The sequence below is a fragment of the Minwuia thermotolerans genome (genome assembly GCF_002924445.1).
Lineage (GTDB): Bacteria > Pseudomonadota > Alphaproteobacteria > Minwuiales > Minwuiaceae > Minwuia > Minwuia thermotolerans.
Map to the genome: position 1 here is coordinate 1 of NZ_PIGG01000036.1, position 23,601 is coordinate 23,601.

At 65.1% G+C, this 23,601-nt stretch carries 14 protein-coding genes and 5 pseudogenes; 6 read left to right on the top strand and 13 right to left on the bottom strand.

Features of this window, described 5'->3' with window-relative positions; translation table 11 throughout:
* Window positions 1-301 precede the first annotated feature (301 nt).
* On the bottom strand, window positions 302-1,087 hold the full coding sequence (locus CWC60_RS11720; RefSeq protein ID WP_109794197.1) for an ImmA/IrrE family metallo-endopeptidase: 786 nt from the start codon (window positions 1,085-1,087) through the stop codon (window positions 302-304).
* A 40-nt stretch (window positions 1,088-1,127) separates the two neighbouring features.
* Window positions 1,128-1,472: a helix-turn-helix domain-containing protein gene (locus CWC60_RS11725; protein WP_109794198.1), complete on the bottom strand. Its 345-nt coding sequence runs from the start codon at window positions 1,470-1,472 to the stop codon at window positions 1,128-1,130.
* Between the two features lie 121 nt (window positions 1,473-1,593).
* On the opposite strand from CWC60_RS11725, the gene CWC60_RS11730 reads away from it, so the two are divergent.
* Window positions 1,594-2,721 carry a site-specific DNA-methyltransferase gene (locus CWC60_RS11730; protein WP_206419900.1) on the top strand — a complete coding sequence of 376 codons (1,128 nt, stop codon included), beginning with the start codon at window positions 1,594-1,596 and terminating at the stop codon, window positions 2,719-2,721.
* Window positions 2,658-3,707: pseudogene (locus tag CWC60_RS11735) on the top strand (IS110 family RNA-guided transposase); the annotation flags it as partial. The gene CWC60_RS11730 and the pseudogene CWC60_RS11735, both read left to right, overlap by 64 nt.
* A 78-nt stretch (window positions 3,708-3,785) precedes the next feature.
* Here CWC60_RS11735 and istA read toward each other — a convergent pair.
* Window positions 3,786-4,505, bottom strand: a pseudogene (istA, locus tag CWC60_RS11740) (IS21 family transposase); the annotation flags it as partial.
* Window positions 4,506-4,626: 121 nt separating this feature from the next.
* Between istA and CWC60_RS11745 the strand changes: the two are divergent.
* Window positions 4,627-4,851, top strand: coding sequence for a nuclear transport factor 2 family protein (locus CWC60_RS11745; protein ID WP_109794200.1), 225 nt, complete (start codon window positions 4,627-4,629; stop codon window positions 4,849-4,851).
* Window positions 4,852-4,861: 10 nt separating this feature from the next.
* Here the strand turns inward: CWC60_RS11745 and CWC60_RS11750 are convergent, their stop codons facing one another.
* Both CWC60_RS11750 and CWC60_RS11755 read right to left on the bottom strand, forming a co-directional pair.
* Complete coding sequence (locus CWC60_RS11750) at window positions 4,862-5,299, bottom strand: nitroreductase/quinone reductase family protein (protein ID WP_109794201.1); 438 nt, start codon at window positions 5,297-5,299, stop codon at window positions 4,862-4,864.
* Window positions 5,300-5,322: 23 nt separating this feature from the next.
* Window positions 5,323-5,844 carry an OsmC family protein gene (locus CWC60_RS11755; protein ID WP_109794202.1) on the bottom strand — a complete coding sequence of 174 codons (522 nt, stop codon included), beginning with the start codon at window positions 5,842-5,844 and terminating at the stop codon, window positions 5,323-5,325.
* 444 nt (window positions 5,845-6,288) lie between these two features.
* Here CWC60_RS11755 and CWC60_RS11760 point away from each other — a divergent pair, with 444 nt between their 5' ends.
* The gene (locus CWC60_RS11760) at window positions 6,289-9,630 is read left to right on the top strand and encodes a TIR domain-containing protein (protein WP_164516507.1); all 3,342 of its coding nucleotides are present in this window, start codon (window positions 6,289-6,291) and stop codon (window positions 9,628-9,630) included.
* A 31-nt stretch (window positions 9,631-9,661) separates the two neighbouring features.
* On the opposite strand, the pseudogene CWC60_RS11765 reads toward CWC60_RS11760, so the two are convergent.
* Window positions 9,662-9,769: pseudogene (locus CWC60_RS11765) on the bottom strand (transposase); the annotation flags it as partial.
* On the opposite strand from CWC60_RS11765, the pseudogene CWC60_RS11770 reads away from it, so the two are divergent.
* Window positions 9,740-10,039, top strand: a pseudogene (locus CWC60_RS11770) (ATP-binding protein); the annotation flags it as partial. The pseudogenes CWC60_RS11765 and CWC60_RS11770 overlap by 30 nt on opposite strands.
* 621 nt (window positions 10,040-10,660) lie before the next feature.
* On the opposite strand, the gene CWC60_RS11780 reads toward CWC60_RS11770, so the two are convergent.
* The 7 genes and pseudogenes from CWC60_RS11780 to CWC60_RS11810 form a co-directional block, all read right to left on the bottom strand.
* Window positions 10,661-11,632 (bottom strand): lipid A deacylase LpxR family protein, encoded by a 972-nt coding sequence (locus CWC60_RS11780; RefSeq protein ID WP_109794205.1) that lies wholly within the window; start codon window positions 11,630-11,632, stop codon window positions 10,661-10,663.
* A 65-nt stretch (window positions 11,633-11,697) separates the two neighbouring features.
* Window positions 11,698-12,819 (bottom strand): annotated as a pseudogene (locus CWC60_RS24330) (ABC transporter permease).
* Between the two features lie 3 nt (window positions 12,820-12,822).
* A complete protein-coding gene (rbbA, locus tag CWC60_RS11790; protein ID WP_109794206.1) occupies window positions 12,823-15,615 on the bottom strand; it encodes a ribosome-associated ATPase/putative transporter RbbA in 2,793 nt (930 codons plus the stop codon).
* Window positions 15,612-16,586: an HlyD family secretion protein gene (locus CWC60_RS11795; RefSeq protein WP_206419904.1), complete on the bottom strand. Its 975-nt coding sequence runs from the start codon at window positions 16,584-16,586 to the stop codon at window positions 15,612-15,614. Before CWC60_RS11795 ends, rbbA begins: the two co-directional genes overlap by 4 nt.
* 128 nt (window positions 16,587-16,714) lie before the next feature.
* Complete coding sequence (locus tag CWC60_RS11800) at window positions 16,715-18,220, bottom strand: efflux transporter outer membrane subunit (protein WP_109794209.1); 1,506 nt, start codon at window positions 18,218-18,220, stop codon at window positions 16,715-16,717.
* Window positions 18,210-21,380: an efflux RND transporter permease subunit gene (locus CWC60_RS11805; protein ID WP_109794207.1), complete on the bottom strand. Its 3,171-nt coding sequence runs from the start codon at window positions 21,378-21,380 to the stop codon at window positions 18,210-18,212. The genes CWC60_RS11800 and CWC60_RS11805 overlap by 11 nt, the downstream gene beginning before the upstream one ends.
* On the bottom strand, window positions 21,377-22,642 hold the full coding sequence (locus tag CWC60_RS11810) for an efflux RND transporter periplasmic adaptor subunit (RefSeq protein WP_206419905.1): 1,266 nt from the start codon (window positions 22,640-22,642) through the stop codon (window positions 21,377-21,379). Before CWC60_RS11810 ends, CWC60_RS11805 begins: the two co-directional genes overlap by 4 nt.
* 184 nt (window positions 22,643-22,826) lie before the next feature.
* Between CWC60_RS11810 and CWC60_RS11815 the strand changes: the two genes are divergently transcribed.
* On the top strand, window positions 22,827-23,510 hold the full coding sequence (locus tag CWC60_RS11815; protein ID WP_125182773.1) for a TetR family transcriptional regulator: 684 nt from the start codon (window positions 22,827-22,829) through the stop codon (window positions 23,508-23,510).
* The last annotated feature ends 91 nt before the right edge of the window (window positions 23,511-23,601 follow it).

Here is a 23,601-nt window from a genome sequence, read left to right on the forward strand (position 1 = left end):
GTTGTGGCCGACATAGGCCGCCACGATCTCGGAGGTCATCTCCATCAGGTCCTGACGGCTGGTTGCTTCGTTCGCGGCGTCGTTCTTGTCCATAAATATTCACTCTTTCTGTTGGTCCCGAGGCACTCGGAACCGTTGTGGGTTTCGAAGGCCTGTTTCGCCTCTGTCGGGAAAATAGCGGTCAGCGAAGGGCAGGGAAGGCTTAACGCCGGATCAGCGAATGATGAAGCTCATCTGTTGAAGCGGCTGAACCGCGCCGCCGCGTCCTCGATCCCGCCGGTGTCGTCGTCGGCGTCGCCGGTCATCTCGGCATGGAGCAGGACGATGAAGCGGTCGTCGCGCTGGCGCAGGACCTGGGTGCCGAGCTCGAAGCCGGGCGCCCGGTCGAGCCAGTCGGCCGGGTTGGCCTCGACCATCTCCGAGAGCCCGGCAGTTCCGTCGGGCAGGCCGGGCACCGGATCGCCGCGGCCCGGGTGATCCACGGGAATCCTCGGGCCTTCTGCAGGTAGATGATCCGGCCGTGATGGCCGAAGAGAACCGCGAGGTTGTCGCGGTGTTGCTCGACATAGCGTCGGGCAGCGGCCTCGCGGCTGATCTCGAAGGCGTCCGAGATCTCGAGCACGCGCGCCAGGTCGGGCGGGCGGTGCAGGTACCGCTTCAGACGCCGTGCCGGCGCCAGCAGCTCGATCGCGAAGCGGTTGGCTTCCGCCTCCTGGCCCAGGTGCAGACCGGCCGTCGCGGCGTCTCCGGGCTCGACCCGGGCCAGCATGTCGGAACGTGAACACCGGAACCCGTCCCGGCCCACCATCCGGTGGTGCGTCATCAGGAAGTGGCCCAGCTCGTGGGCCAGCGTGAACCGCCGGCGCTTGGCGCTGGACCGCGCGTTGACCGCGATCATGCCGTCGGGCCGCTCCGGCGTGGTGATGAGCACGCCCTCGACGCCGTTGAAGGACATCTCGCGGATCTCGGTGATGTCGAGCCGGCGGGCAATGTCCTGGACCGGGACGGCCCCGCCTGCCTCGCCCAGTTGGTCATGGATCGCGGCCGCGATCCGCTCCGGGTTGAGGCCGGCATCGTCGAGCTCCATCCGGCAGAGCCCGGACAGCCCACGGGAAGGCGACGTGTCTTCAGGCCCCGGCGTCACCGGCCTTTGCCTTCCGGCGCTTGAGAAACGACTGGATCATGTCGTCGATCACGTCGCGGTCTTGCGGGTCGAGCTCCGAGGCCTGGCGGAACATGCGTGCAAGCTCTGGGTCGGTGTCCGGAGCGTCGATGTCCTCGCCGGCGAGGGAGGCCACCGTCACCCCGAAATGGTCCGCGAGACGGCGGACCAGGGCCATCGAGGGATTCGACGCCTCGCCCCGCTCCAGCTGCCAGATGTGGGCCTTCGAGACGCCGACGGCCTGCGCCACGTCGTTCAGGGACTCTCTCTTCTTCCGCCGCAGGGCGGCGATCCTCGTTGCCAGGCTCATCGTCGACACCTCCCGTCTGCCGCTTCCGTTTACAGGATCTTACGGGATCATGCCAGTGGTATTGCCAAATCGGATCGTTCATCCTAGTTATACGGAAACGATTTTGACGCAGGAGGTGGCGATGGCCACGACAGATATCGAATACATCCCGCCGGGCCAGCTTCGGCCGTGGCGACGCAACGCCCGGACGCACTCGAAGAAGCAGGTCCGGCAGATCGCCGACAGCATCGAGACCTTCGGTTTCACCAATCCGGTGCTGATCGACGGCGAGGGGCGTATCCTGGCCGGCCACGGTCGGATGGCGGCCGCGGAGCTGCTGGGCCTGGAGACGGTGCCCTGCCGCCGCATCGAGCACATGAGCGAGGCGCAGAAACGGGCCTACGTGCTGGCCGACAACAAGCTCGCCCTCAATGCCGGCTGGGACGAGGACCTGCTGGCGAAGGAACTGGGCGCGTTGCTCGAGATCGGCGACCTGGACTTCGACGTGGGCGTCACCGGGTTCTCGATCGCCGAGATCGACGGGCTTGTCGACGGGCTGGCGCCCGAGGAGGCGGGCAACCCCGATGACGACCGGCTGCCTACGGAAAACGATTGCCCGCCGGTCTGTCGCCCGGGCGATCTCTGGCAGCTGGGTCCACACCGCCTGGTCTGCGGCGACAGCCTCGACGGGGACGTGGTCGCGACCCTGATGGACGGCGAGAAGGCGCGCATGGTCTTCACCGACCCGCCCTACAACGTCGCCATCAACGGCCATGTGAGCGGGCTGGGCAAGACCCGCCACCGGGAGTTCGCCATGGCCTCGGGCGAGATGTCGGCTTCCGAGTTCACGGGTTTTCTGCAGTCGGCGTTCCGCAATATGGCCGACCACGCCATGGAGGGGTCCATCCACTATGTCTGCATGGACTGGCGGCACATGCAGGAGGTCCTGGACGCCGGCCAGGCCGTCTACGACGAGATGAAGAACCTCGTCGTCTGGGCCAAGGACAATGGCGGTATGGGCGCCTTCTACCGTTCCCGCCACGAGCTGGTCTTCGTCTTCAAGTCGGGCTCTACGCCGCACGTCAACGCCTTCGAGCTCGGCCAGCACGGTCGCTACCGGACCAATGTCTGGGAGTACCGGGGCGTCAACACCATGAAGGCCGGCCGGATGGAGGAACTCTCCCTCCACCCGACGGTGAAACCCGTGCAGATGTGCTCGCGCCCTATGTGGCGAGAGTGGCGGTGGCGAACCCGCTGCAGGTGCATCTGATTGCAAAAGCGAAGATCAAGACGGACGCGATCGACGCACGCGTTCTCGCCCAGCTCTATGCAGCAGGCTTCCTGCCCGAGGTCTGGATCCCAGACGCCGAGACGTCGGCGCGGCGACGCCAGGTGACGCGGCGCACCCAGCTGGTCAGGCAACGGGTCCGGCTGAAGTCCATCGTTCAGTCTATCCTGCACGCCAACCTGGTTCCCTCTTGCCCGGTCGCCGATATCTTCGGGCGCAAGGGGCGGAGTTGGTTGCAAAGCCAGTACCTGCCGGACGATGAGCGGGAAGCCGTCGATCGCCATATCGAGGAGTACGACCGGTTGAGCGAAGCGCTGAAAGCTGTGGCGCGCGACATCGCCCGCGCCGCCCTCTCGGATCCGAACGTCACGCGGCTGATGACGATCCCCGGCGTCGACATGGTGGTCGCCGTCGGCCTCATGGCTGCGATTGGACAAATCGAACGGTTCGACGCTCCCGACAAGCTGGTCGCCTATATCGGTCTCAACCCGAGCGTCCATCAATCCGGGGCAGGACCCGCCTATCACTGGCGGATCGCCAAGCGGGGTCGCGCGAATGCGCGCCATCTCCTGGTTGAGGCGGCTTGGCAAACGGTGCGAAGCCCCGGACCGTTGCGCGCCTTCTACGAGCGTGTCCGCGCTCGACGCGGCAATCACGTCGCCGCCGTCGCCGTCGCGCGCAAGCTGGCGGTGATCGTCTGGCATCTGCTGACCAAGGGCGAGGACTACAGCTGGGTGCGGCCGTCGCTGCACGCGAAGAAGCTTCGTGATCTCGAGTTGCGCGCCGGGTATCCGCCACGGCGCGGCCAGAGAGGTGCTTCATACGACTACAACATAGCGGCCCGGCGGCGCGAAGAGCGACAACGGGGGCAAGGGGCGGAGGACTCTTACCGACGAATGACGACCGGGTGGCGCAAAACGGGTCCTAGCACCAAGGCCAAGGATGTCGTTGGCAGGGAGCGACAATGAGCTGCCGTAGAGCCGATCGCTATCCGTGATCGCCTGTGAACACCGGAAGAATTGCGCAGCCCGAGCAGAAAGGGGCTATTCAATCTCATCCGTGTCGTTCCCACGTCCCGGGCGGCCGAAGCGATCCTCGAACAGATAATGCGAGCGCAGTTCGCTGAAGACCCGCGTGCGCTCCCGTCTCCCGTCGCCCAGGATCCGGGCGACCGCGATCCTGGTGTTGTCGTAGAGGATCGAGCGCGGCACGCCGCCGAAGAAGGCGAAGGCGCTCACATGGCCGTCGCAGAAGGCCTCCGTCGTCTCCGCCGGGTAGGCTATGACGAAGCAGGCGTCCGAGTGCGGCAGGCTGATCGCGAGGAAGTGGATTTTGCGCTCCACGCCCCCAATGCGCGCCAGCGCCTCGCCGAAGTCCGCCTGCCCATGGCCCGGCGGGTGGGCGAGCGGCACGAAGACCTCCTGCTGGCGCTGTCGCGCGCCGCAGATGTAGTCCTTCACGATCGTGATCCCGCCGGTGAAGCCGTACTCGTCGCGCAGCCGTTCGAAGATCCGCTTCGAGGTGTGACGCTGCTTCTTCGGGCGGCTCTTGTCCTCTTCCAGGATGGCGTCGATCACGCCGACGAACGGATCGAGCTTCGGACGCGCCGGCGGACGCTTGCGCACATAACCCGGCGGGATCGAGAACCGCAGCATTTTGTCGACCGTCCGCGGATCGATCGAGAACCGTCGCCCCGCCTCCCGCTTGCTTATCCCCTCGATCATCACCGCGTGCCGCACGCGCGCATATAGATCCACGTCCTTCATCCCCCGCCCTTCGCAGGCAATCGCAAAGGGTCATCACTGATGGAGTTTTACTCCGGCGAAACCAGACAATCCGGCCGCTTCAGTGAGGGATTTTTGCGCCGGCGTTCTCAGGATCGCGAAGATGCGCGACCCCGTCGACGAGCTCCGCCACCTGATCTACGCCCCGGCGATCCGGATCGACGGCGAGCGGGCCACCGCCGAGACCTATTTCGACGCCGACGCCGTTACCCGCCGCAGCAAGCGGCTCGTCCAGCTCCGCGGCGTCTACCGCGACGAACTCGCCCGCCGCGGCGAGCACTGGCGCTTCGTCCGGCGCGAGATCGTGGTGCTGACCCCGAAGACCTGAGGCTCCGCGGTCAGGCGGGTTCGGCGACGAATACCGGGATCCGGCGCGAGGTCTTCGCCTGGTACGCGTCATAGGGTGGGAAAGCCTCGGCCGCCGCCGCCCAGAGCCGCTCGCGCTCAGGTCCTTCCGGCACCTCGCGGACGCGCATCGGCCAGACCTCGGTGCGGTCGCGGAGCTCGACGTCGGGGTGGGCGCGCAGATTGTGCACCCAGACCGGGTCCTCTGACCGTCCAGCCCCAGGGGCCCACTCCAACATCTGAGGAGGATTGATCCGGCACTCGCAGATGGTTCTGGACCTTCGCCGAGATCGCCGGGCGCCTTGAACGGTCGCACGGCGAGCGAATGGCCTTGAGCGCCATCTAACGGTTCTTCGACTGGTACGGTGTGACGTACCAGAAAAGACGGCGCACGCCTGCGAGCAGGGCGCCGGACAGCGCGGCGACGACACGTGAACGCGCCCGTCGGCAGCGCTCAGGCGGCCCGCGTAGGGTTCTCGGCGGCGAGGCCGAGCTCGACCTTCACCGGGCTCGTCAGCGTGTCGAGCACGGGGCAGTGCGCGTTGACCGCCTGGCGCAGTTTCTCCAACTCCTCCTGCGACGCCGACGACTTCAGGTGCACCGTGCCGCGGATCGTCCGGTAGCCCGCCGGCACGCCATCGTCGACGGCGAAGAAGCCGCGCAGGTCCAGTTCGCCCTCCAGCTCGACGCTCACCTCTTCCAGCGGAATGCCGAGTGCGCTGGCGAAGGCGCGGTAGGTGATCTCCTGGCAGGTGCCGAGCGCCGCCAGCACCAGCTCCACCGGGTTTGGCCCGGCATCACTGCCGCCCAGCGCTTCCGGCTCGTCGACGACGACGCGATGCTGGCGCAGCGTCGCCTCAGTCCTGAGACCGTCCTGCAAGCGCGAGCGGCTCTCAAAGCGCGCGAGCGCCTTGGCCGGTTCGCTACGGAAGCTCTCCTGGATCTCAGCGATCAGGGTCTTAAGATCCGTCGACATCGCTTTCTCCTTCGTGTCGTGAAACGGCCCGTCCGTCGCCGGAGCATGCTCGTGTTTGGCATGATTTCACGATCAAACACAACAAAGAATATTTTTATACAGTTCTATACTGTTATTAATGTCGTCGCCGACGACCGCTCAACAGCCCGCCCGGAGGCGGAGCCCCGGCACGGACGGCTTGGGCTCGGCGGTGGTCCGCCTCGTATCCGCCTCGCTGAAGCACAGCCGCCCGGTGACGCCACCGACACGCTGACCCTGGCGTTCCAAGCGTCCGGTTGCGCCGTTGGAAGACCAACCCGGCTGCCTCATTTCTCCTCACGACGGACACCCGGAGGTGCGGGGCGATCTCCGGCCAAACCAGTGGCATGGATTTCAAAATTCGGTTTATCGCAGCGCCGGGCATTGGCTAGGTTGACACCGTCAGGACAGAGGGGCGCCCGCGCCATGACGGCAAAGGAAGAGCGACCGGACGGGACGGCGGCGCCCCGTTATGCCGGTTTCATAAGCTACAGTCAGAAGGACAAGGCTTGGGCGATGCGCATTCACCGTGCGCTCGAACGCTACCGGCTACCCGTGGGCCTGCCTGAGGGACCGCACCCGGGCCGAAAACTTGGCCGTTTCTTCCGCGACGACGACGAACTGGCTGGCGCGCCGAGCCTCGGCACCGCGCTGGAACGGGCGATCGAGGATAGTGCTGCGCTCGTCGTGATCTGCAGCCCGAACTCGGCGGGATCGAAATGGGTCGATGCCGAGATCCGCAAGTTCAAAAGCCGCGGCCCTGAGGCGAAGGTCTTTGCCGTCATCGTTGCGGGCAGACCCGACGCCGAGGCCCCGGAAGAGCGTTGCTTTCCCCCATCGCTCCTGCGCCGCGTGAATGCCGATGGCAACCTGACAGCCGAAGCCGATGAGCCACTGGCCCCGGATGCCGCGAAAGACAGTTTCCCTCGCCTTGTCGCGCGGCTGGCCGCAGGACTTGTCGGTATTGATTTCGACACGCTCTGGCAGCGCGAGAAACGCCGCAGGACAAGGCGGCGCATCCTTGCAGGGGCGGCCGCTTGCGTAGCTGCGGTCGCCGTGGCGGCCGGTGTCTATATGGTGCGCGAGGCCGAAATGCGGCAATTGGCGGAACAGTCCGCGCGCCTCGCCGGCCAGGCGCAGGCTGCGATGGACGAAGGCCGTCGCTCCGATGCAATCGCGTTTCTGGATGCGGCCCTTCCCGCCAGCCTGGAGAATCCCGAGCGACCGGTCGTTCCGGAAGCCTTGGCGGCGCTGCGGCGGGCAATGGCCGACAGCACGGCGCTCGGATCGCTCGCGCAGTTCGAAGAACCGGTGACGGCGCTGCGCCCGACGCCGGCCGGGCGACTTGCCGTGTTTCTGGCAAGCGGCGCAATACGCGTGATCGAGCGGGATACCGGAAAGCCGCATGCCAGCCATCCGCCGGACACCCTTCTCGAACCCCTCGGTGCGTCCGGGATGCTGTTTGCGGTCCGCAACGCCGAGCGGCAGAAAGACGACGGCACCTGGGCCAACGACGTGTCGGCCAGCGTGATCGACCCGGACACGGGGAAGGTTTCGCGCAACGTCGAACTGAACGCCTCGAAATGGTTCGGGCACTCGGTACTCTCGCCCCGTGGAACTCGGGCCTTTGTGACCTCCTACCACACCGGGCCGGGAGACCAGACGACGCTGGGCGTGGTCGATCTGACCCGGGGCGATGACGTGGGCGAGGTCACCGCCACCACCACCACGCTGATCGGGAAAGACCTGCATGTGTCGCCGGGGTTCGGCGATGACGACACGCTCTTTCTCTCGTGGGGCCACGGCCGCAAGGCGCTTGCCGTCTGGCAGATCGGCGAAGGCCCCGTCACGTCGCTGGTTTCGGCCGACGGCACGGCCGCCTGTCCGGACGCGGGCGCTGCGGATCCCGAGCGGCAGGACAGCGTCACGCTCTCTCCCGACCGGATGCACATCTCCCACGCCCGGCCCCTGGGCGACGGCGACTGGTGTGTTCAGGTCTGGGACGCGACAACGGCCGAGCCGCTGGAGGCGCACCTATTGCGCAAGGCATACCCTGCCGGAATTGTGCCGATCGCGCGCGATCTCTGGGCCTTGCCGAAATTCTGGAGGGACTGGCAATCGCAGGCGGAACTCAGAACGCCCAACGGCATGGCCCGCGTTGTCGAAGGCTGCGGCCAGACCCTAGTCGACAGTCTGACGCTTCACGCCCGAACCGACGGTTGGACGATCGACGCTGATGCGAAGATCTCGGCCTGCGCAACCGGCGACACGATCACCGTCCATGACGGCGCCGCGTTTCAGCCGGTCGGGGATTTCGCCGGCCACGAAGGCAAGGTGCAGGCGCTCTGGCTCGACGGCACTGCGCGGGCACTCTGGTCGGGCGGAGAGGACGGCACGGTTCGCCGCTGGTCGGTGCCGCAAGCGCCGGCCTTCGCGCCCGAACTGATCCCTGTCTCCCCGCCGGTCGTTAGCGACGACGGAACGACCATTGCAGCAATTTTCCGGACGGAAGACGACGGATTTTTCGTGAAGGTCTTCACGGCGGACGGAAATGCGCTCTCGCCCCGCATTCGCTTTGCACTGGCACCCGTACCCGACGGCCAGCAGGAGGTAAATCGCAATGTTGCGCCGGTGCTGCTCGATGATGGCCGAATGGTTGGCATAGCGCAGGCGTTCGATTGCGGTTTTCCGGGCTGTCCCGAAACGTTTCGAAACAGGCTCAAGCTCTGGCGGACCAAGAACGGGGAGGCGGTGCTGCGGGTCGACGGGGTGGCCCGGGCCGGCCCCGACAGGATGCAACCCCTGCGGCTTCTTGCGCGCTCCGGGATGGCAGTTCTTTCGCTGCAGGATGGCGCGGTTCGGGTGATCGATGCTGAAACCGGCACCGCGCATGGCACTATTTCCCCGCCCGAAGGCGCGAGGATTCTGGATACGGCCTTTGCGCATGATGTGCTCTGGCTCGTTCAGACCGATTCACCGGAATCTCCGGAAACCCGCCAGGTCAGCCTGCTGCGTTTGCCGATTGAGGATTTGGACACCGCCGCTGCTTACACTCCGGACCTCGTGGACAGGCGGAGGGCGCAGAGCGCCGCGCTTTTCCCGGCGCCCGATGGCCGGGCGCTGATGATCGGTCATGACTACGCACACCGACCGTCCGTGCCGGTCGAGCTTTCGGTCGTCGGCACGGACGGCAAACTGCTGCAGGCAGGCGACTTGCCGGCCGATGTCCGCTCTGTCAGCCATGTGAGCTTTCCCGGTGGCGGAACACGCTCGGCCACGCACGCCGTGGTCTTCCATGATCTCGACGTGCCCCCCCGCATTCTGACATTGGCTACCGGCGAGTTTACCAACTTCACGACCGAAACCCCGGGTTCGACATGGGAATACTGGCGCGCCGACGATCCATTGCGGCGCGCGTTCGTTTCGACCTACCAGGAGCGACTCACGCTCCTGTCCTACGGGCAGGGCGAAGGCGAGCAGGAGAAGCTTTGTCCCTCGCTGCACCGGAGCCGCGCTGAAGCGGCTGCGTTCAGTCGGGATGGCACCCGGCTTGCCGTGGCGGACCAGAACTCCGTTCGGATTTTCGACCTTTCGACCTGCGCGCTCCAGCGGGAGGTTGCGGCGCATACGACCGGGCTTCGTCCACTTGCCTTCGCCGCCGACGGCACCCTGTGGATACGCCAGCGCGATGCGCACTTCCGCCTCGTGCGCCGACCGCCGCCCGACGGGAAGCTGCTGCGGGCGCTGCGCAGAACATCGAAGAAATAGCCGGGCGCCGTCCGCATTCGCGGCTGGGCTGGCTGACGCCTAGCCGCTTCGAAACTTCCGCGACCTGATAGCCTCCCTCGGTGATCTGCGCCACCGCGTCCCGTTTGAAATCGTCGCTGAAATTGGCGTTGTCCATCATCGCCCCCCAGCCTCAAAATTAGGGAAGAAGGCGTCTACGAATCTAGGGGCTATTCAGTTCGAGGTGTTCAGCGAGCGCTACGAACGCGGCTCGACCATCGTCACGAGCAACCTGCCCTTCGACGAATGGACGTCCGTCTTCGGCTCCGAACGCCTTACCGGCGCGCTGCTCGACCGGCTGACGCATCACGTCCATATCCTTGAGATGAACGGCGAAAGCTACCGTCTCAAGCAGGCGCAGGGGCGATCAAAAGACACCGCTCAGGACTGAACGGCGCGCAATCGAGAGAGGGCCCCTGCAGGGGCCCTCTCTCGATCACAAGTGATGCATTTTTAGTCCGGCCGGCTGATGCATTTTTAGTCCGGCGTTGACAGGATTCGCCGGTCATCACGGAGCACACGTTGCGCTGGTGGATATTCCATGCGGAAACGAATGGACTGAAGCCCGCGCTGCTGAAGATCGGTGGCCGGGTCTATATCGACCGCGCCGAATTCAACAAGTGGCTTGAGGGTCAGCGTATGGCTCCGAAGCCGTTGAAGCCTGCGGCCTAACCGGCCCCAATCGACGACTGGAGCCCCACCCCTACGGTGGGGCTTCTTTCCAAGTCAAGATATGGACTTGAAACCTCGCCGCTATGGGTGGGCCGGTAGCCCTTGGAACCGCCTCGTTGCTCAGCCCGAAACCATCACCTCAATCGGCCTGAGGCAATGGGCCCATGCAGGTCGATAATCTCTGCCGTTGGTATTAGACTGGCACGATGAACCGCATCTTGCTGCTCGCCATCACCCTGCTGATCATCGCCGGGACGCTGCTGCTGTGGCTGTCCGACAGGTGGATCGAGCAGCGGCTGGAGCGGTCCGGGCGCACTGCGAACACTTTCGCGGCCAAGGGTCAAAACCGTACCGAGAGGCTGAAGGCCCCGAAATCGTTGGCCTCGTCCTGGGTCTCGAACTCCCGCGTGCGCAGCACGTGCGTGTAGCTCAGGCGCACTTTGCGCCAGGTCATTGCGATACCAAACTGGAGGTCGCCGACCAGCGGCTCCTTGTCCACGCTGCGACTGTCTTTGAAGGTGTTGCCGTCCAGGAAGATGTTGCGCGCGACCGCCCGCCCCTCCACGCCGGCGAACAGGTACCAGCCGAAGCGGTCCTGGGGCACGAAGAAGCCCGAACCCGGCAAGCTGGGCTGGATGCGCGGCGGGCCATAGTCGAGCGGCAGGCGTTGGCCCAAGCGCAGCATCATCCCGGCGTTGGCGTAGGTGAAGACGTTGCCGAGGGCGCCGCCAGCATGTGGCGTCACGTCAAAACCGAAGCCGGAGACCGACTGCGAGACGAAGCCGCGCCAGCTGCGCTGGTAGGTCAGGACGACACCGGGCTCGTTCTTAAGCTGGGTATCCCATCCGCGCGGCTCCTGCGAGCCCGTGATCTCGTGGATAAGCGTCTGCGTCTGCTCGGCGAGCGAGGCCGGTCCGACGACCCCGAGCGTGAGCTCCAGCTGGTCGAGCCGACGGCCGGTCTCGGCGATCAGCCCGACCGAGCCGTACAGCCAGCCGGCATAGGGGCGGTCGTCGCGCGGCGGGTTCCGCAGCGCGACGTCGTCCGGCGTGTACATGTTCTGTCCGACGGCATAGCTCGTCCGCACGGTGCCGCCCTCCGGGAACAACGGGAACCAGCGGGCCGCGCCAAGCGTCCAGTCGGGCGTCCCGTCCGGGCCGGACAGCCAGGAGGCGCGCACACCGTTCGTGTAGTTGCGGTCCGTGCCGTAGAAGAGGTCGTTCTCGAAGATCAGGCTCAGGGTGCCGGTTTCCGTCTCGTCGGCCGCAACAGCCGGAAGAGACCCTACAGAACCTGCGGCAGCCACCACCAAGGTGGTCAACCATCTTCTCAATGGCGAGGGTGTCCTGACCTTTTGTCCCTGTCTCATTTGCATGCTCAAGCCATGGTGCTGATGGTGCGACGGAACCGCGCGAGCGCGAAGCCGAACAGGACCGCTCCGATCGCGGCGATGGCGAGGAACTGCGGCCAGACTGCCGTGATGCCCGCGCCGCGGTACAGGATCGCCTGGGCCAGCATCACGAAGTGTGTGTTGGGCGCGGCGAGCATGATGTACTGCACCGCCTCCGGCATGCTCTCGCGCGGCGTCGAGCCGCCAGAGAGCATCTGCAAGGGCAGCAGCACCAGCATGAGCAGCAGGGCGAACTGCGGCATGGAGCGGGCGACAGTGCCGAGGAAGATGCCCATCGAGGTGGTCGCGAACAGATGCAGCGCCGCCCCGGCCAGGAACAGCGCGAGCGAGCCTTGAATCGGCACGGACAGCCAGACCTGCACGACGGCGGTGAGCGCGAAGGCGGTGGCGGCAAGGACGACCAGCGCCATCGCCCATACCTTGCTGCTCATGATCTCGAAAGGCGTGACCGGCATGACCAGCAGATGCTCGACGGTGCCGTGCTCGCGCTCGCGGATCAGCGCCGCGCCAGTAAGGACGATGGAGAGCATGGTCACGTTGTCGATGACCTACATGATGGCGCCGAACCACGACTTGTTGAGCTGGGGGTTGAAGCGTACCCGGAGCGCCAGATCGACCGGCAACTCCGGAACCTCGCGATAACGCTGCGCGAAGGCTCGCACCTCGTCGCTCACGATGGTCTGGATATAGCCGCTGCCGGTGAAAGCCTGGCTCATGCGCGTGGCATCGACGTTGAGCTGGACCGTTGGCCGCCGCCCCGCCAGCAGGTCGCGCTGGAAATTGGGCGGGATGTCGAGGGCGAAGGTGTCGAGGCCGGCATCCATGCGGGCGTCCATCTCGGCCTGGTCGATCACCTCGGGGAGAACAAAGTATGGCGGGTAAAAGGCGCTGACGATGCGCCATGACAGCGGCGAGCGGTCCTCGTTCACAACCGCGATCGGCGCCTTGTTGAGGGTCTCCGGCATGGCCGTGGCCGCCGTGTAGACCGAAAGGGTAAAGGCGTAGACGATCAGCACCAGCATGGTCGGGTCGCGGACGAGGCTGCGCAACTCCTTGACACCGAGATGGAGAATATTGGCAAGGCGCATGGACTACCGCTCCTGCTTCTTGAGCAGCGCGGCGGACAGCCCGATCAGGACCGGCACGGCCAGCGCCAGTAGGAGAAAGGCGGCATGCAGGTCGGAGAAGTTGAGGGCCTTCGAGAAGGTGCCGCGCGCGATCGTCAGGAAATGCGTGGTCGGGTAGATCTCGCCGATCAGTCGGCCCATCCCTTCGAGGGACGAGACCGGGTCGATCATGCCCGAGAAGTTCGCCGCGGGCAGGATGGTGAGCACCGCCGTGCCGAAGATCGCCGCGATCTGGCTGCGCATGAAGGTGGAGATCAGCAGCCCCACGGCCGTCGCGGCGCCGACATAGAGCAGCGCACCCGCCGCCAACGTCAGGAAGCTGCCCTTCAGCGGCACGCCGAAGACGGTCACCGCAAGCAGCGTGAGCAGCAGGAAGCTCAGGAAAGACAGCACGATATAGGGCAACTGCTTGCCGAGCAGGAATTCGAGCCGCGTCGTCGGCGTAACGTAGAAGTTGGTGATCGAGCCGAGCTCCTTCTCGCGCACCACGCTGAGCGCCGCGAGCATGGCCGGGATCAGCATGAGCAGCAGCGGGATCACCGCCGGCACCATCGCCACCAGGCTCTTGACGTCAGGGTTATAGCGAAACCGGGTCTCGATATTGACGAGCCCCGCCAAAGCCTCGCCGTAGCCGGCCTCGCGCGCCCTGGTCGCCAGCCAGTGGGCATGAATCCCCTGCACATAGCCGCGGACGGTCTCCCCCCGTGTCGGCATGGCGCCGTCGATCCAGGCGCCGATTTCGACGCGCCGGCCCCGGGCGATGTCGCGCGCGAAACCCGGCGGGATTTCGATCGCCAGACTGATGTCGCCTTCGCGCATTCGCCGGTCGAGATCGGCATAACCGGTAATCGGCGCACGCTCGACGAAGTACCGGGAGCCGGCGAGGTTGAGCGTATAGTCGCGGCTGACGGTGGTCTGGTCGCGATCCAGCACCGCGAAGGTGAGATCCTCGACATCGAGGTTGATCCCATAGCCCATCACGAACATCAGGATGACGCTGCCGAGCAGCGCCAGCGTCAGCCTTATGGGATCGCGGCGCAGCTCCAACCCTTCGCGCCGGGCATAGCTGATTATGCGTCGGGGGTCGAACTGGCGCCGCCAGCCCTGCGGTTCGACATGGCCTGCCGACGCGTCAACCGAATCGAGCGAAGCTGTCCCACCTGGTTGCCTTTCGGCGGCTTCGCCCTCCTCCGACGCCTCTTCCAGGTGCGCCACAAACGCCTCTTCCAGGGTCTCCACGCCCCGCTGCTGCACGATATTCGCCGGCGTGTCGGTGACCAGCACCCGGCCCGCATGCATCAGCGAGATGCGGTCGCAGCGCTCGGCCTCGTTCATGAAGTGGGTGGAGATGAAAATGGTCACCCCGTCGCGGCGCGACAGCTCGACCAGCATGCGCCAGAAGGCGTCGCGCGCCACCGGGTCGACACCCGAGGTGGGCTCGTCGAGGATCAGCATCTCGGGCTTGTGGATCATGGCGACCGCCAGCGACAGGCGTTGCCGGTGGCCGAGGGGCAGCCGGCCCGGCAGGCTGTCCACCACGGCGGTCAAATCGAAGCGTTCAACCATTTCGTCCACGCGCCCTGAAATCTCGGCAGCGGGCACGTGGAACAGCCGGGCATGCAGCACCAGGTTCTGCCGCACCGTCAGTTCGGTGTAGAGCGAGAAGAACTGCGACATGTAGCCGACGCGGCGGCGGGTCGCGAGGTCGTGCGGGTCCACCTCGTGTCCGAACAGCCAGGCCCGGCCTTCGCTCGGCGGCAGGAGGCCGGTCAGCATCTTCATCGTCGTGGTCTTGCCGCAGCCGTTGGAGCCGAGAAAACCAAAGATCTCACCCCGTGGGACACGCAGGTTCACATGATCGACCGCGGTGAAGTCGCCGAAGCGCATGGTCAGATCCCGGGCCTCGATCGCGCTATCGCCATCGTCTGCCGGCCGCGGCGGAATCTCCACCGCCCGATAATCCCGGCGCTTGTCTTCCGGCAGCAGCCGGATGAAGGCCGCCTCCAGCGAATCCGCCCCCGTGCTCCGCAGCAGGCCCTGGGGCGTGTCGCTGGCCAGCACCCGCCCGCCGTCCATTGCCGCCAGCCAGTCGAAGCGCGCCGCTTCCTCCATATAGGCCGTGGCCACCAGCACGCTCATGCCGGGCCGGGAACGACGGATGCCGGCGATCAACGCCCAGAACTGGCGTCGTGAGAGTGGATCGACGCCGGTGGTCGGCTCGTCGAGGATGAGCAGGTCGGGATCGTGGATCAGCGCGCAGCAGAGGCCGAGCTTCTGCTTCATCCCGCCGGATAGCTTGCCCGCCGCCCGATCGAGAAACGGCTTGAGCCCGGTGGCCTCGGTCAGCGCCTCGATGCGGCGCGCCCGTTCGCCGCCGTCATGCCCGAACAGGCGCCCGAAGAAGTCGAGGTTCTCGAACACCGAGAGCGTCGGATAGAGGTTCCGCCCCAGGCCCTGCGGCATGTAGGCGATGCGCGGGCCGACTCCGCGGCGATGGCGCGCATCGGCCATGTCGCCGCCGAGCACCTCGACCTGTCCCGTCTGGACCGCGCGGGCGCCCGCGATCAGCGCCAACAGGCTCGACTTGCCGACCCCGTCAGGGCCGATCAGCCCGGCCATGCAGCCCGCCGGAATGTCGATGGTGACCTCGTCGAGCGCACGCACCTTGCCGTAGCGCAGGGACACATCCCGCAGGCGGGCAACCGGCGCGGCAGCACCCCCGCCATCCGCGATCTGTGCATTTACATCCCGGCTCATTGCGGCAGCCTCGTCTGCAGTTCAGGCGGCCAATCGACCCGCGGGTCGAGCCGCACATAGGCCATGCCCGGCAGGCCGGTCTTGACCTGGAGGAGGTGCTCTCTGAGCAGGTCCGGGGCGATCCGCGCCTTGATGCGGAACATCAGCTTCTGGCGTTCATCTTCCGTCTCCACCGTCTTGGGCGTGAACTGCGCGACGTCCGCGACCAAGGAGATTGCGGCCGGGACCACGTATTGCGGGGCGGCGTCGAGCACGAGCCGCGCCTCGGCTCCGAGCGCGACCCGCCCAGCCTGTTCCGTCGGCAGGAAGAAGGTCATGTAGACATCGGTGAGATCGACCATGTTCAGCACCACGCCGCCGGGAGAGAGCACTTCGCCGGGCTGGGCGACGCGGTACTGGACGCGGCCGTCGCGCGGCGACGTCAGCACGCTGTCGTCGATATCGGCCTGGATGCGCTGGATGGTGGCCCGCGCCGCTTCCACCGCGGCCTCCGCGGCAATGACATCCGACTTGGCTTCCCCTATGGCGGCTTGCGCGGCCGCCGCCTGCGCCTCCGTGGCGCCGACCGCAGCCTTCGCCGCCTGAAAGGCGGCGCGGTCGTCGTCCAGCTTCGAGACGGGGACGGCGCCTTGTGGGGAGAGTTCCTCCGAGCGCGCGACCCGCCTTTGCGCGGCGTCGAGTTCGGCCTTCCTCTGGGCTATCAGCGCCTCGGCGGCCTGCTTCTCGGCTTCGCGCTGGGTCACCCGGCTTTGCGCGGTCTCGATGCCGATGAGCGCCCGCCGCAGATGCGCTTCGGCCTCCCGGAACTGCGCCTCCAGGACGGCCGTGTCCATTTTCGCCAAGACCTGGCCGGCACGGACGAAGTCGCCTTCGTTGACCAGGATCTCCCGAATCCGGCCCGCGGTCTTGGCCGCGATATCGATCTCGACCGCCTCGATCCGGCCGTTACCGGCGGCGAATCCATCGGGCAAGTCCTGCGGTTGAAAATGCCACCAAGCCTAAACGCCCAGTCCAATGACAATCGCAGCGGCGACGCCTTGAATACCTGCTTTAATGAACTGTTTCATTGTCAGTTTTTGACCAGATTTCCTGCCCATCATCAAAATTCGTGCTGATCTTGGGGAATGTCGGCAGAATTCGGCATCGATCCCGTAACAGCCTGCGCGTTTGACGGTCCCTGCCAACCACCGCCCAGGGCGCGATACAAATTGACGGTCGACTGCAAACGGTCGCGCTGCGTTTCTACAAGGTCGAGTTCGGTTGTGAATAAGCTGCGCTCGGCGTCCAGTACTTCCAGGTAGCTGGAAATCCCGCCTTCAAAACGCAGCCGGGCAAGTTCGGCGGTGCTTCGCAGCGCCGCCACTTGACGAGCCTGCGCTTGCAGACGCTCCTCGGCGCGGCGCATTCCTGCCAGCGCGTCGAGCACCTCCTGAAAAGCTGTCTGAATGGTCTGGCGATACGTGATCAGAGCCTGGCGCTGACGTGCCTCCGCCTGATCCACCAACGCCTCGGCGCGGCCGAAGTCCAACAACGGCCCGACCAGCGAGCCGCCCAACTGCCAAGCGGACGCGGACCCCTGAAACAGGTCGCCGCCAGACGCGCTTTGCAGGCCGAGCAGGCCGACAAACGAAATCCTGGGCAGGAACGCCGCGCGGGCAACGCCGATCTCGGCGTTGGTGGCCACCAATTCCTGCTCGGCGGCAGCGATATCGGGACGCCGAACGATTAGATCGGCGGGCCGTCCGGCAGGGACGCTGGCCGGGGCATTGATCGCATCGATCGCATCCGCCACGGTAATATCATCCTTTATGATCCGGTGTGGATTTCGACCCAGCAGGACCGCCAGGGCATTGCGTTGGCGGGTTCGCTGCTGGCGAAGCCTCGGAAGCTCGGACTCGGCGGCAGCGAGCTCGGACTCGGCCTGCCGCAGGGCCAATTCGTCAACGTCGCCCCCTTCGAACCGGGTACGCTGCAAGGCCACCGATTCGCGGCGGGATGCCATGGTGCGCTCCGCGATCTCGATCTGACGGTCGAGCGCGCGCAAGTTGAAGTAGCCATTGGCCACCTCCCCAATGACTGCGAGACGCACGGCCTCGCGATTGGCCGCACTGGCCAAGAGCCGGGCGCGCGCCGCTTCGCTGGCGTTCGCCAGCCGCCCCCATAGATCCAACTCGTAGGACAGCACACCGCTGACTTGCAGATCGTTGAAGGGCTGGCCGCCGCGGGTCCCCGCGGTATCGGTGATACCGCGGGTCCCCGCGGTATCGGTTTCCTCGCTCGGCTCCTGGCGCACGGCGGCGCCCTCGACCTCCAGAAGCGGATACCGTTCCGCCTGTTGCCCGGTAAGAAGCGCCCGCGCCTCGGCCACGCGTGCGGCGGCAAGTTGCAGGTCGTTGTTGGCGCCGAGCGCCTCTTCAACAAGGGCAACGAGCGCCGGATCGTCGAAGCTGCGCCACCAGTCGGTGGAAATTTTCTCTGCCGCCGCGAGCCGCGCCGAAGACCAGTTTTCCGGTACCGGCGTTTCAGGTTTCATGAAACCCGGCGCGAGTGAGCACCCGCCAAGTGAAAGCGCAATCACAGCGGCAAGCAATATCTTACTGGTCATCAGCCGCACCTCCGTCTGACCGTTCGGGGGGCGCGGACGCCAGACGCCCGTCACCGGATATGCGGCGGCGCAAGAATTCGGTGATACGGCGGACGACCACATAGAACAGGGGAATGAAGAACGTGGCCAGAATCGTTGCCGAGATCATGCCGCCGAGAACCGCCGTGCCTATGGCGATACGTGTGGTGGCACCGGCGCCACTGGCGAAAGCCAGCGGCACCACACCCATGCTGAAGGCGACCGATGTCATCAGGATGGGCCGCAAGCGCACGCGCGCGGCTTCCTCGGTCGCCTCGATCAGTCCCATACCCTTGTCCTCAAGTGCGCGCGCGAACTCCACGAGAAGAATGGCGTTGCGCGCGGTCACGCCGACGGTGGTCAGGATTCCGACCTGAAAGAACACGTCGTTGGGCAGGCCCCGAACCATGGCCGCGAGCACCGCCCCAAGCACGCCCAGCGGAACCGCAAGCATGACCGAAATCGGGATCGTCCAGCTTTCATAGAGCGCGGCGAGCGCAAGAAACACCACCAATGCCGAAAGCGCGTAGAGCAGCGGCGCCTGGGCGCCGGCCTGGCGTTCCTGGTAGGACATGCCGCTCCAGGCCCCGGCCACACCCTCCGGGAGTTGAGCGATCAAACGTTCGATCTCGGCCATGGCTTCGCCGGTGCTGTAGCCCGGCGCCGGTTCGCCCTGAATCTGGCGCGACGGAACGCCGTTGAAGCGTTCAAGACGCGGTGAGCCATACCCCCAGCGCCCGCTCGTCACCTCGCTCAAGGGCGTCATGTCGCCATCGGCGGCCCGCAAATACCACGCGTCGAAGTCTTCCGGCAGCATCCGGTATGGGGCATCACCCTGGAGATACACGCGCTTGACGCGGCCCTCATGAAGAAAGTCGTTGACGTATTGCGAGCCCCAGGTCACGGACAGCAGCCGGCTGATCTCGGCAAGGGATATGCCGAGGGCTTGCGCCTTTTCGTGGTCGATGTCGACCTTGTAGCGCGGATTGTCAGTCAAGCCGTTGGGACGCACATTGGTGAGAACCGGACTTTGGCCCGCCATTTGCAGCAATTGACCCTGAGCCCCCATGAGCGCTTCATGCCCGATGGCGCCGCGATCCTGTAAGCGCAACTCGAAGCCCAGTGCCTGCCCCAATTCCGGGATCGGCGGCAGGTTGAACGCGAAAGCGCGCCCGTCGCGCACCAGGCCGAAAAGCGCCTGGTTCGCCCGCTGAATGATAGCGTCGGCGCTTTGCGTCTCGGGATCGCGTTCGCTCCAGGGCTTGAGATTGACGAATGCCAGTCCCGCATTCTGCGCCCGGCCGGCAAAACTGAAACCGGCAATCGTAAAGAGCCCCTGCACCGCGTCCTGCTCCAGAAAGTAATTCTCGATCGTTTCCATGGTATCGATCGTGCGCTGCTGGGTCGCACCGGCGGGCAACTGATACTGCACCAAGACGAACCCCTGGTCCTCCGCCGGCAAGAACCCGCCGGGCAACCGCACAAAGAGAACGGCCACCAGGCCGACGATGCCCAGGAACGCAAATGTGTAGAGCCAGGCGTGGCGCGCCGTATGGCCAACCAGTCGGACATAGCCCCGGGTCAGGCGCCCCAACCCCGCTTCGAACCAGCCGAACAACCTTTGCAGCAAGGTTCTATGGTGGGCGGGCTTCAGCACCCGGCCACACAACATGGGGCTCAGGATCAGGGCGACCAGCACCGAGAGAACCATGGCGCCGGCAATACTCAAGGAAAACTGCCGGTAAATCGCCCCCGTGGAGCCGGGGAAGAAGGCCATGGGAATGAAGACGGCCGACAGCACGACACCGATGCCGACGAGCGCGCTGGCGATCTGCCCCATGGACTTGCGCGTCGCCTCCATCGGGCTCAGGCGATCCTCGTGCATCACCCGCTCGACATTCTCCACCACCACGATGGCGTCATCCACCAGAAGGCCGATCGCCAATACGAGACCGAAAAGGGTGAGCATGTTGATGGAAAAGCCGAAGGCCGCCATGATCGCAAAAGTGCCGAGCAGCACCACCGGGATCGCGATCGCCGGTATCAGGGTGGCCCGCCAACTCTGGAGAAACACCAACATGACCAGAACCACCAGCACGATTGCCTCGATGATCGTTTCGACCACCGCCTCCATGGAGGCCTCCACGAAGGGCGCGGTCTGGTAGGGATACCGAACCTCGACACCCTCGGGAAAGTACGGCTGAAGCTCCTGGACACGCGCCTTGACAGCTTCGGTGACGGAAAGCGCATTGGCGCCCGGAGCCAGACTGACGGCCAACCCCGATGCCGGCTCGCCATCATAAAAGGTGTCGATCTGGACCGCACCGCCGCCCAGCTCAACGCGAGCAACATCCCCCAGGCGTACCCGGGAGCCGTCGGGCATACTCTTGAGCAGGATGTTGCGGAACTCTTCGGTTGAGGTGAGCAAAGTCTGGGCGGTGACCGTGGCATTGAGCTGCTGGCCCTCGACCGCGGGCAGCCCGCCAAGCTGGCCGGCGGTGACCTGGGCGTTCTGCGCCTCGACGGCGGCACTCACGTCGGCGACGGTCAGGCCGTAGTTGGTCAAAGCCGAAGGGTCCAGCCAAATCCGCATCGCATATTCAGAGCCGAAAACCTGCACGCTGCCGACACCAGTCACCCGTCCGATGGGTTCGGCCAACTCGGAACTGATGAAATCGGAGAGATCCAGCTTGCTGAGGCGGCCGTCGGTGGAGACGAACGCCATCACCATCAGGAAGCTGGTGCTGGCTTTCTCGACACTGATCCCCTGCTGGCGCACCACCTCGGGGAGTCGCGGCTCGGCCAGCTTGAGCTTGTTCTGCACCTGGACCTGGGCGATGTCCGGGTCGGTGCCGGCCGCAAAGGTCAGGGTAACCGTAGCATGGCCCGAGGAATCGGCCGTCGAGCTCATATAGAGCAGGTTGTCGAGGCCGGTCATCTCTTGCTCGATGACCTGAACCACCGTGTTGGAAACGGTGTCCGCCGATGCGCCGGGATAATCCGCCTGGATATCCACGGCCGGCGGCGCCACCGAGGGATACCGCTGGATCGGCAGAACAAAGATCGCCATGATGCCGGCCAGCATGGTGACGATCGCCAGCACCCAGGCGAAAACGGGCCGGGAAATAAAGAAATTGATCATCGCACGGGGTCCTCTTCTTTGGAGGAGCCCGTAGTCGAACTGTCCGTGCCGCCGGTTTGCCGGTTGCTGGTGGGGTGCAATGGAATATCCGCCGTGACCGGCTTGACCTTGGCACCGGGGCGAATCTTTTGCAGGCCGGAGACGATCAGACGATCACCCGGCTCCAGGCCCTTTTCCACCAGCCAGAAACCGCCGATCGCCCGTGCTGTCTCAAGCTGGCGCTTCACGACCTCGCCCTCGGCGTTCACCAGCAGCGCCGTGGCCTCTCCCTGCGGGTTGCGGCTTACGCCTTGCTGAGGCGCCAGGATCGCGTCCTCGCGAACCTCCTCGCTCAGCTGGACGCGTACATACATCCCGGGCAAGAGGTCTTCATCCGGATTGGGAAACACGCCCCTGACGGTGACGGAGCTTGTGCTTTGGTTGACAGTCACATCCGTTACGTCGACGCGTCCCCGGTGAGGGTACACGGCGCCGTCTTCGCGCAACAAAACGACCTCGGCCTGATCGGGACCGGCCTTGGCCAAACGCCCACCCTTCAGCGCATCGCGTATGCGTCTTAGCTTTTCGACCGGCAGTTGGATATCGACATAGATCGGGTCGAGCTGCACCACGCGCGCCAGCGGTTGGGCTTGATTGGCGGTCACCAGTGCGCCGACCGTATACAGTGTCGGGCCCGTGCGTCCGGTGATGGGAGCCTTGACCTCGGTATACTCCAGCTCGATACGCGCAGTTTCCACCATGGCCTCGGAGCGTGAAACATTCGCACGCGCACCATCCAACGCCGACAGCGCCTCGTCGCGCTGACGCTCGCTTACCGCATTCTTCTCAAACAGCTTCGAGTCGCGCGCCCATACCCGCTGCGCCTGACGCAACTCGGCCTGCGCGCTTTCCAGTTCGGCTTCAGCCCTTTGGTACGCGGCGCGGTAACGGTTGGGATCGATTTGGTAGAGGACGTCGCCCGTATTCACCTGGGCACCCTGCTTGAAGAGCCGTTCCTGCAAAATGCCCGTTACCTGCGGTCTCACTTCGGCGATGCGGTAAGCCGCCGTCCGCCCCGGCAATTCCATCGACAGGGTCACGCGCCGGGGCTGCAACTCAACAATCCCCACTTCCGGCGGCGGCGGTGGAGCCGGTGCGGCGCTCGACTGATTGGCACCATCATCGCATGCGGCCAATAGCAGCAAGACCGCCGCTAACATCAGCAGGATGCCAGATGTACGAGTTCGCTCCATAAAAGACTCCTTGAATTGGATCGCCGACATTCAGCCCTCCTCAGCCCCGGTGGCCAAGGATGTGCTGAATTGCCGATTGTCCGTGAGCATTGGCCGCTTGCATTCGCTCTAGCAATAATATACATACAAAAACGTATGTAAATGATTTTTTTAGTATGGAGGATGTTTGGAGCGGTGGGGTGGTACAATAGCACCGAATAAGTGGGAGAGTGGATTGAGACGAACGAAAGAAGAGGCTTTGGAGACCCGCGAAAGCATCCTTGATGCTGCCGAGCGGGTGTTTTTCGAACGCGGCGTCTCTCGGACCACGCTCGACCAGATTGCGCGCGCCGCTGGCGTGACGCGAGGCGCGGTCTATTGGCACTTTCACAACAAGTCGGACCTGTTCAACACAGTTGTGGAACGGGTGCGGATGCCGATGGAGAGCGCCTTTTATCAGATCGTTGAGAGCGCGGACACGCTCGAGGATCTGGAGCGCATTTGCGCGACCTACCTTGTCGAAGTCCACAGAAACGAACGGTTGCAGCGGGTGTATACGGTCCTGCTGCTGAAGTGCGAATACACGGAGGATATGGGAAGTCTCATCGATCGAGAGCGCGCCTCAAAGGAACACGCGACCAAATCATTGACGCGCTTCTTCAGCAGGCTGCAGAAGTCAGAACGAATGACCACCGCAAGGGAACCGCGTGCTCTGGCGCTCGCGCTCTACGCCTACATGCTCGGGCTCTGTATCGACTATCTGCGCTCGCCCGAGCTGTATCGCATGCCGGACGACGCGGAGACTCTGACTCGGTATTTTTTTGCGCCGCTGAAACCGGCTCCGGCTGTGAACCGGCCTGCAAAAGTGGCTCTGACTCAATTTTCGTGCATTTCCGCGGCGACTACGCCGCGCTCATGAGGCGGGCTTCCAGCAGGTCCAGGTTCGCCCGGCCGTACATCTGGCGCTTGAGCAGCTTCAGCTTGTTGATCGTGCCCTCGACCTGACCGCT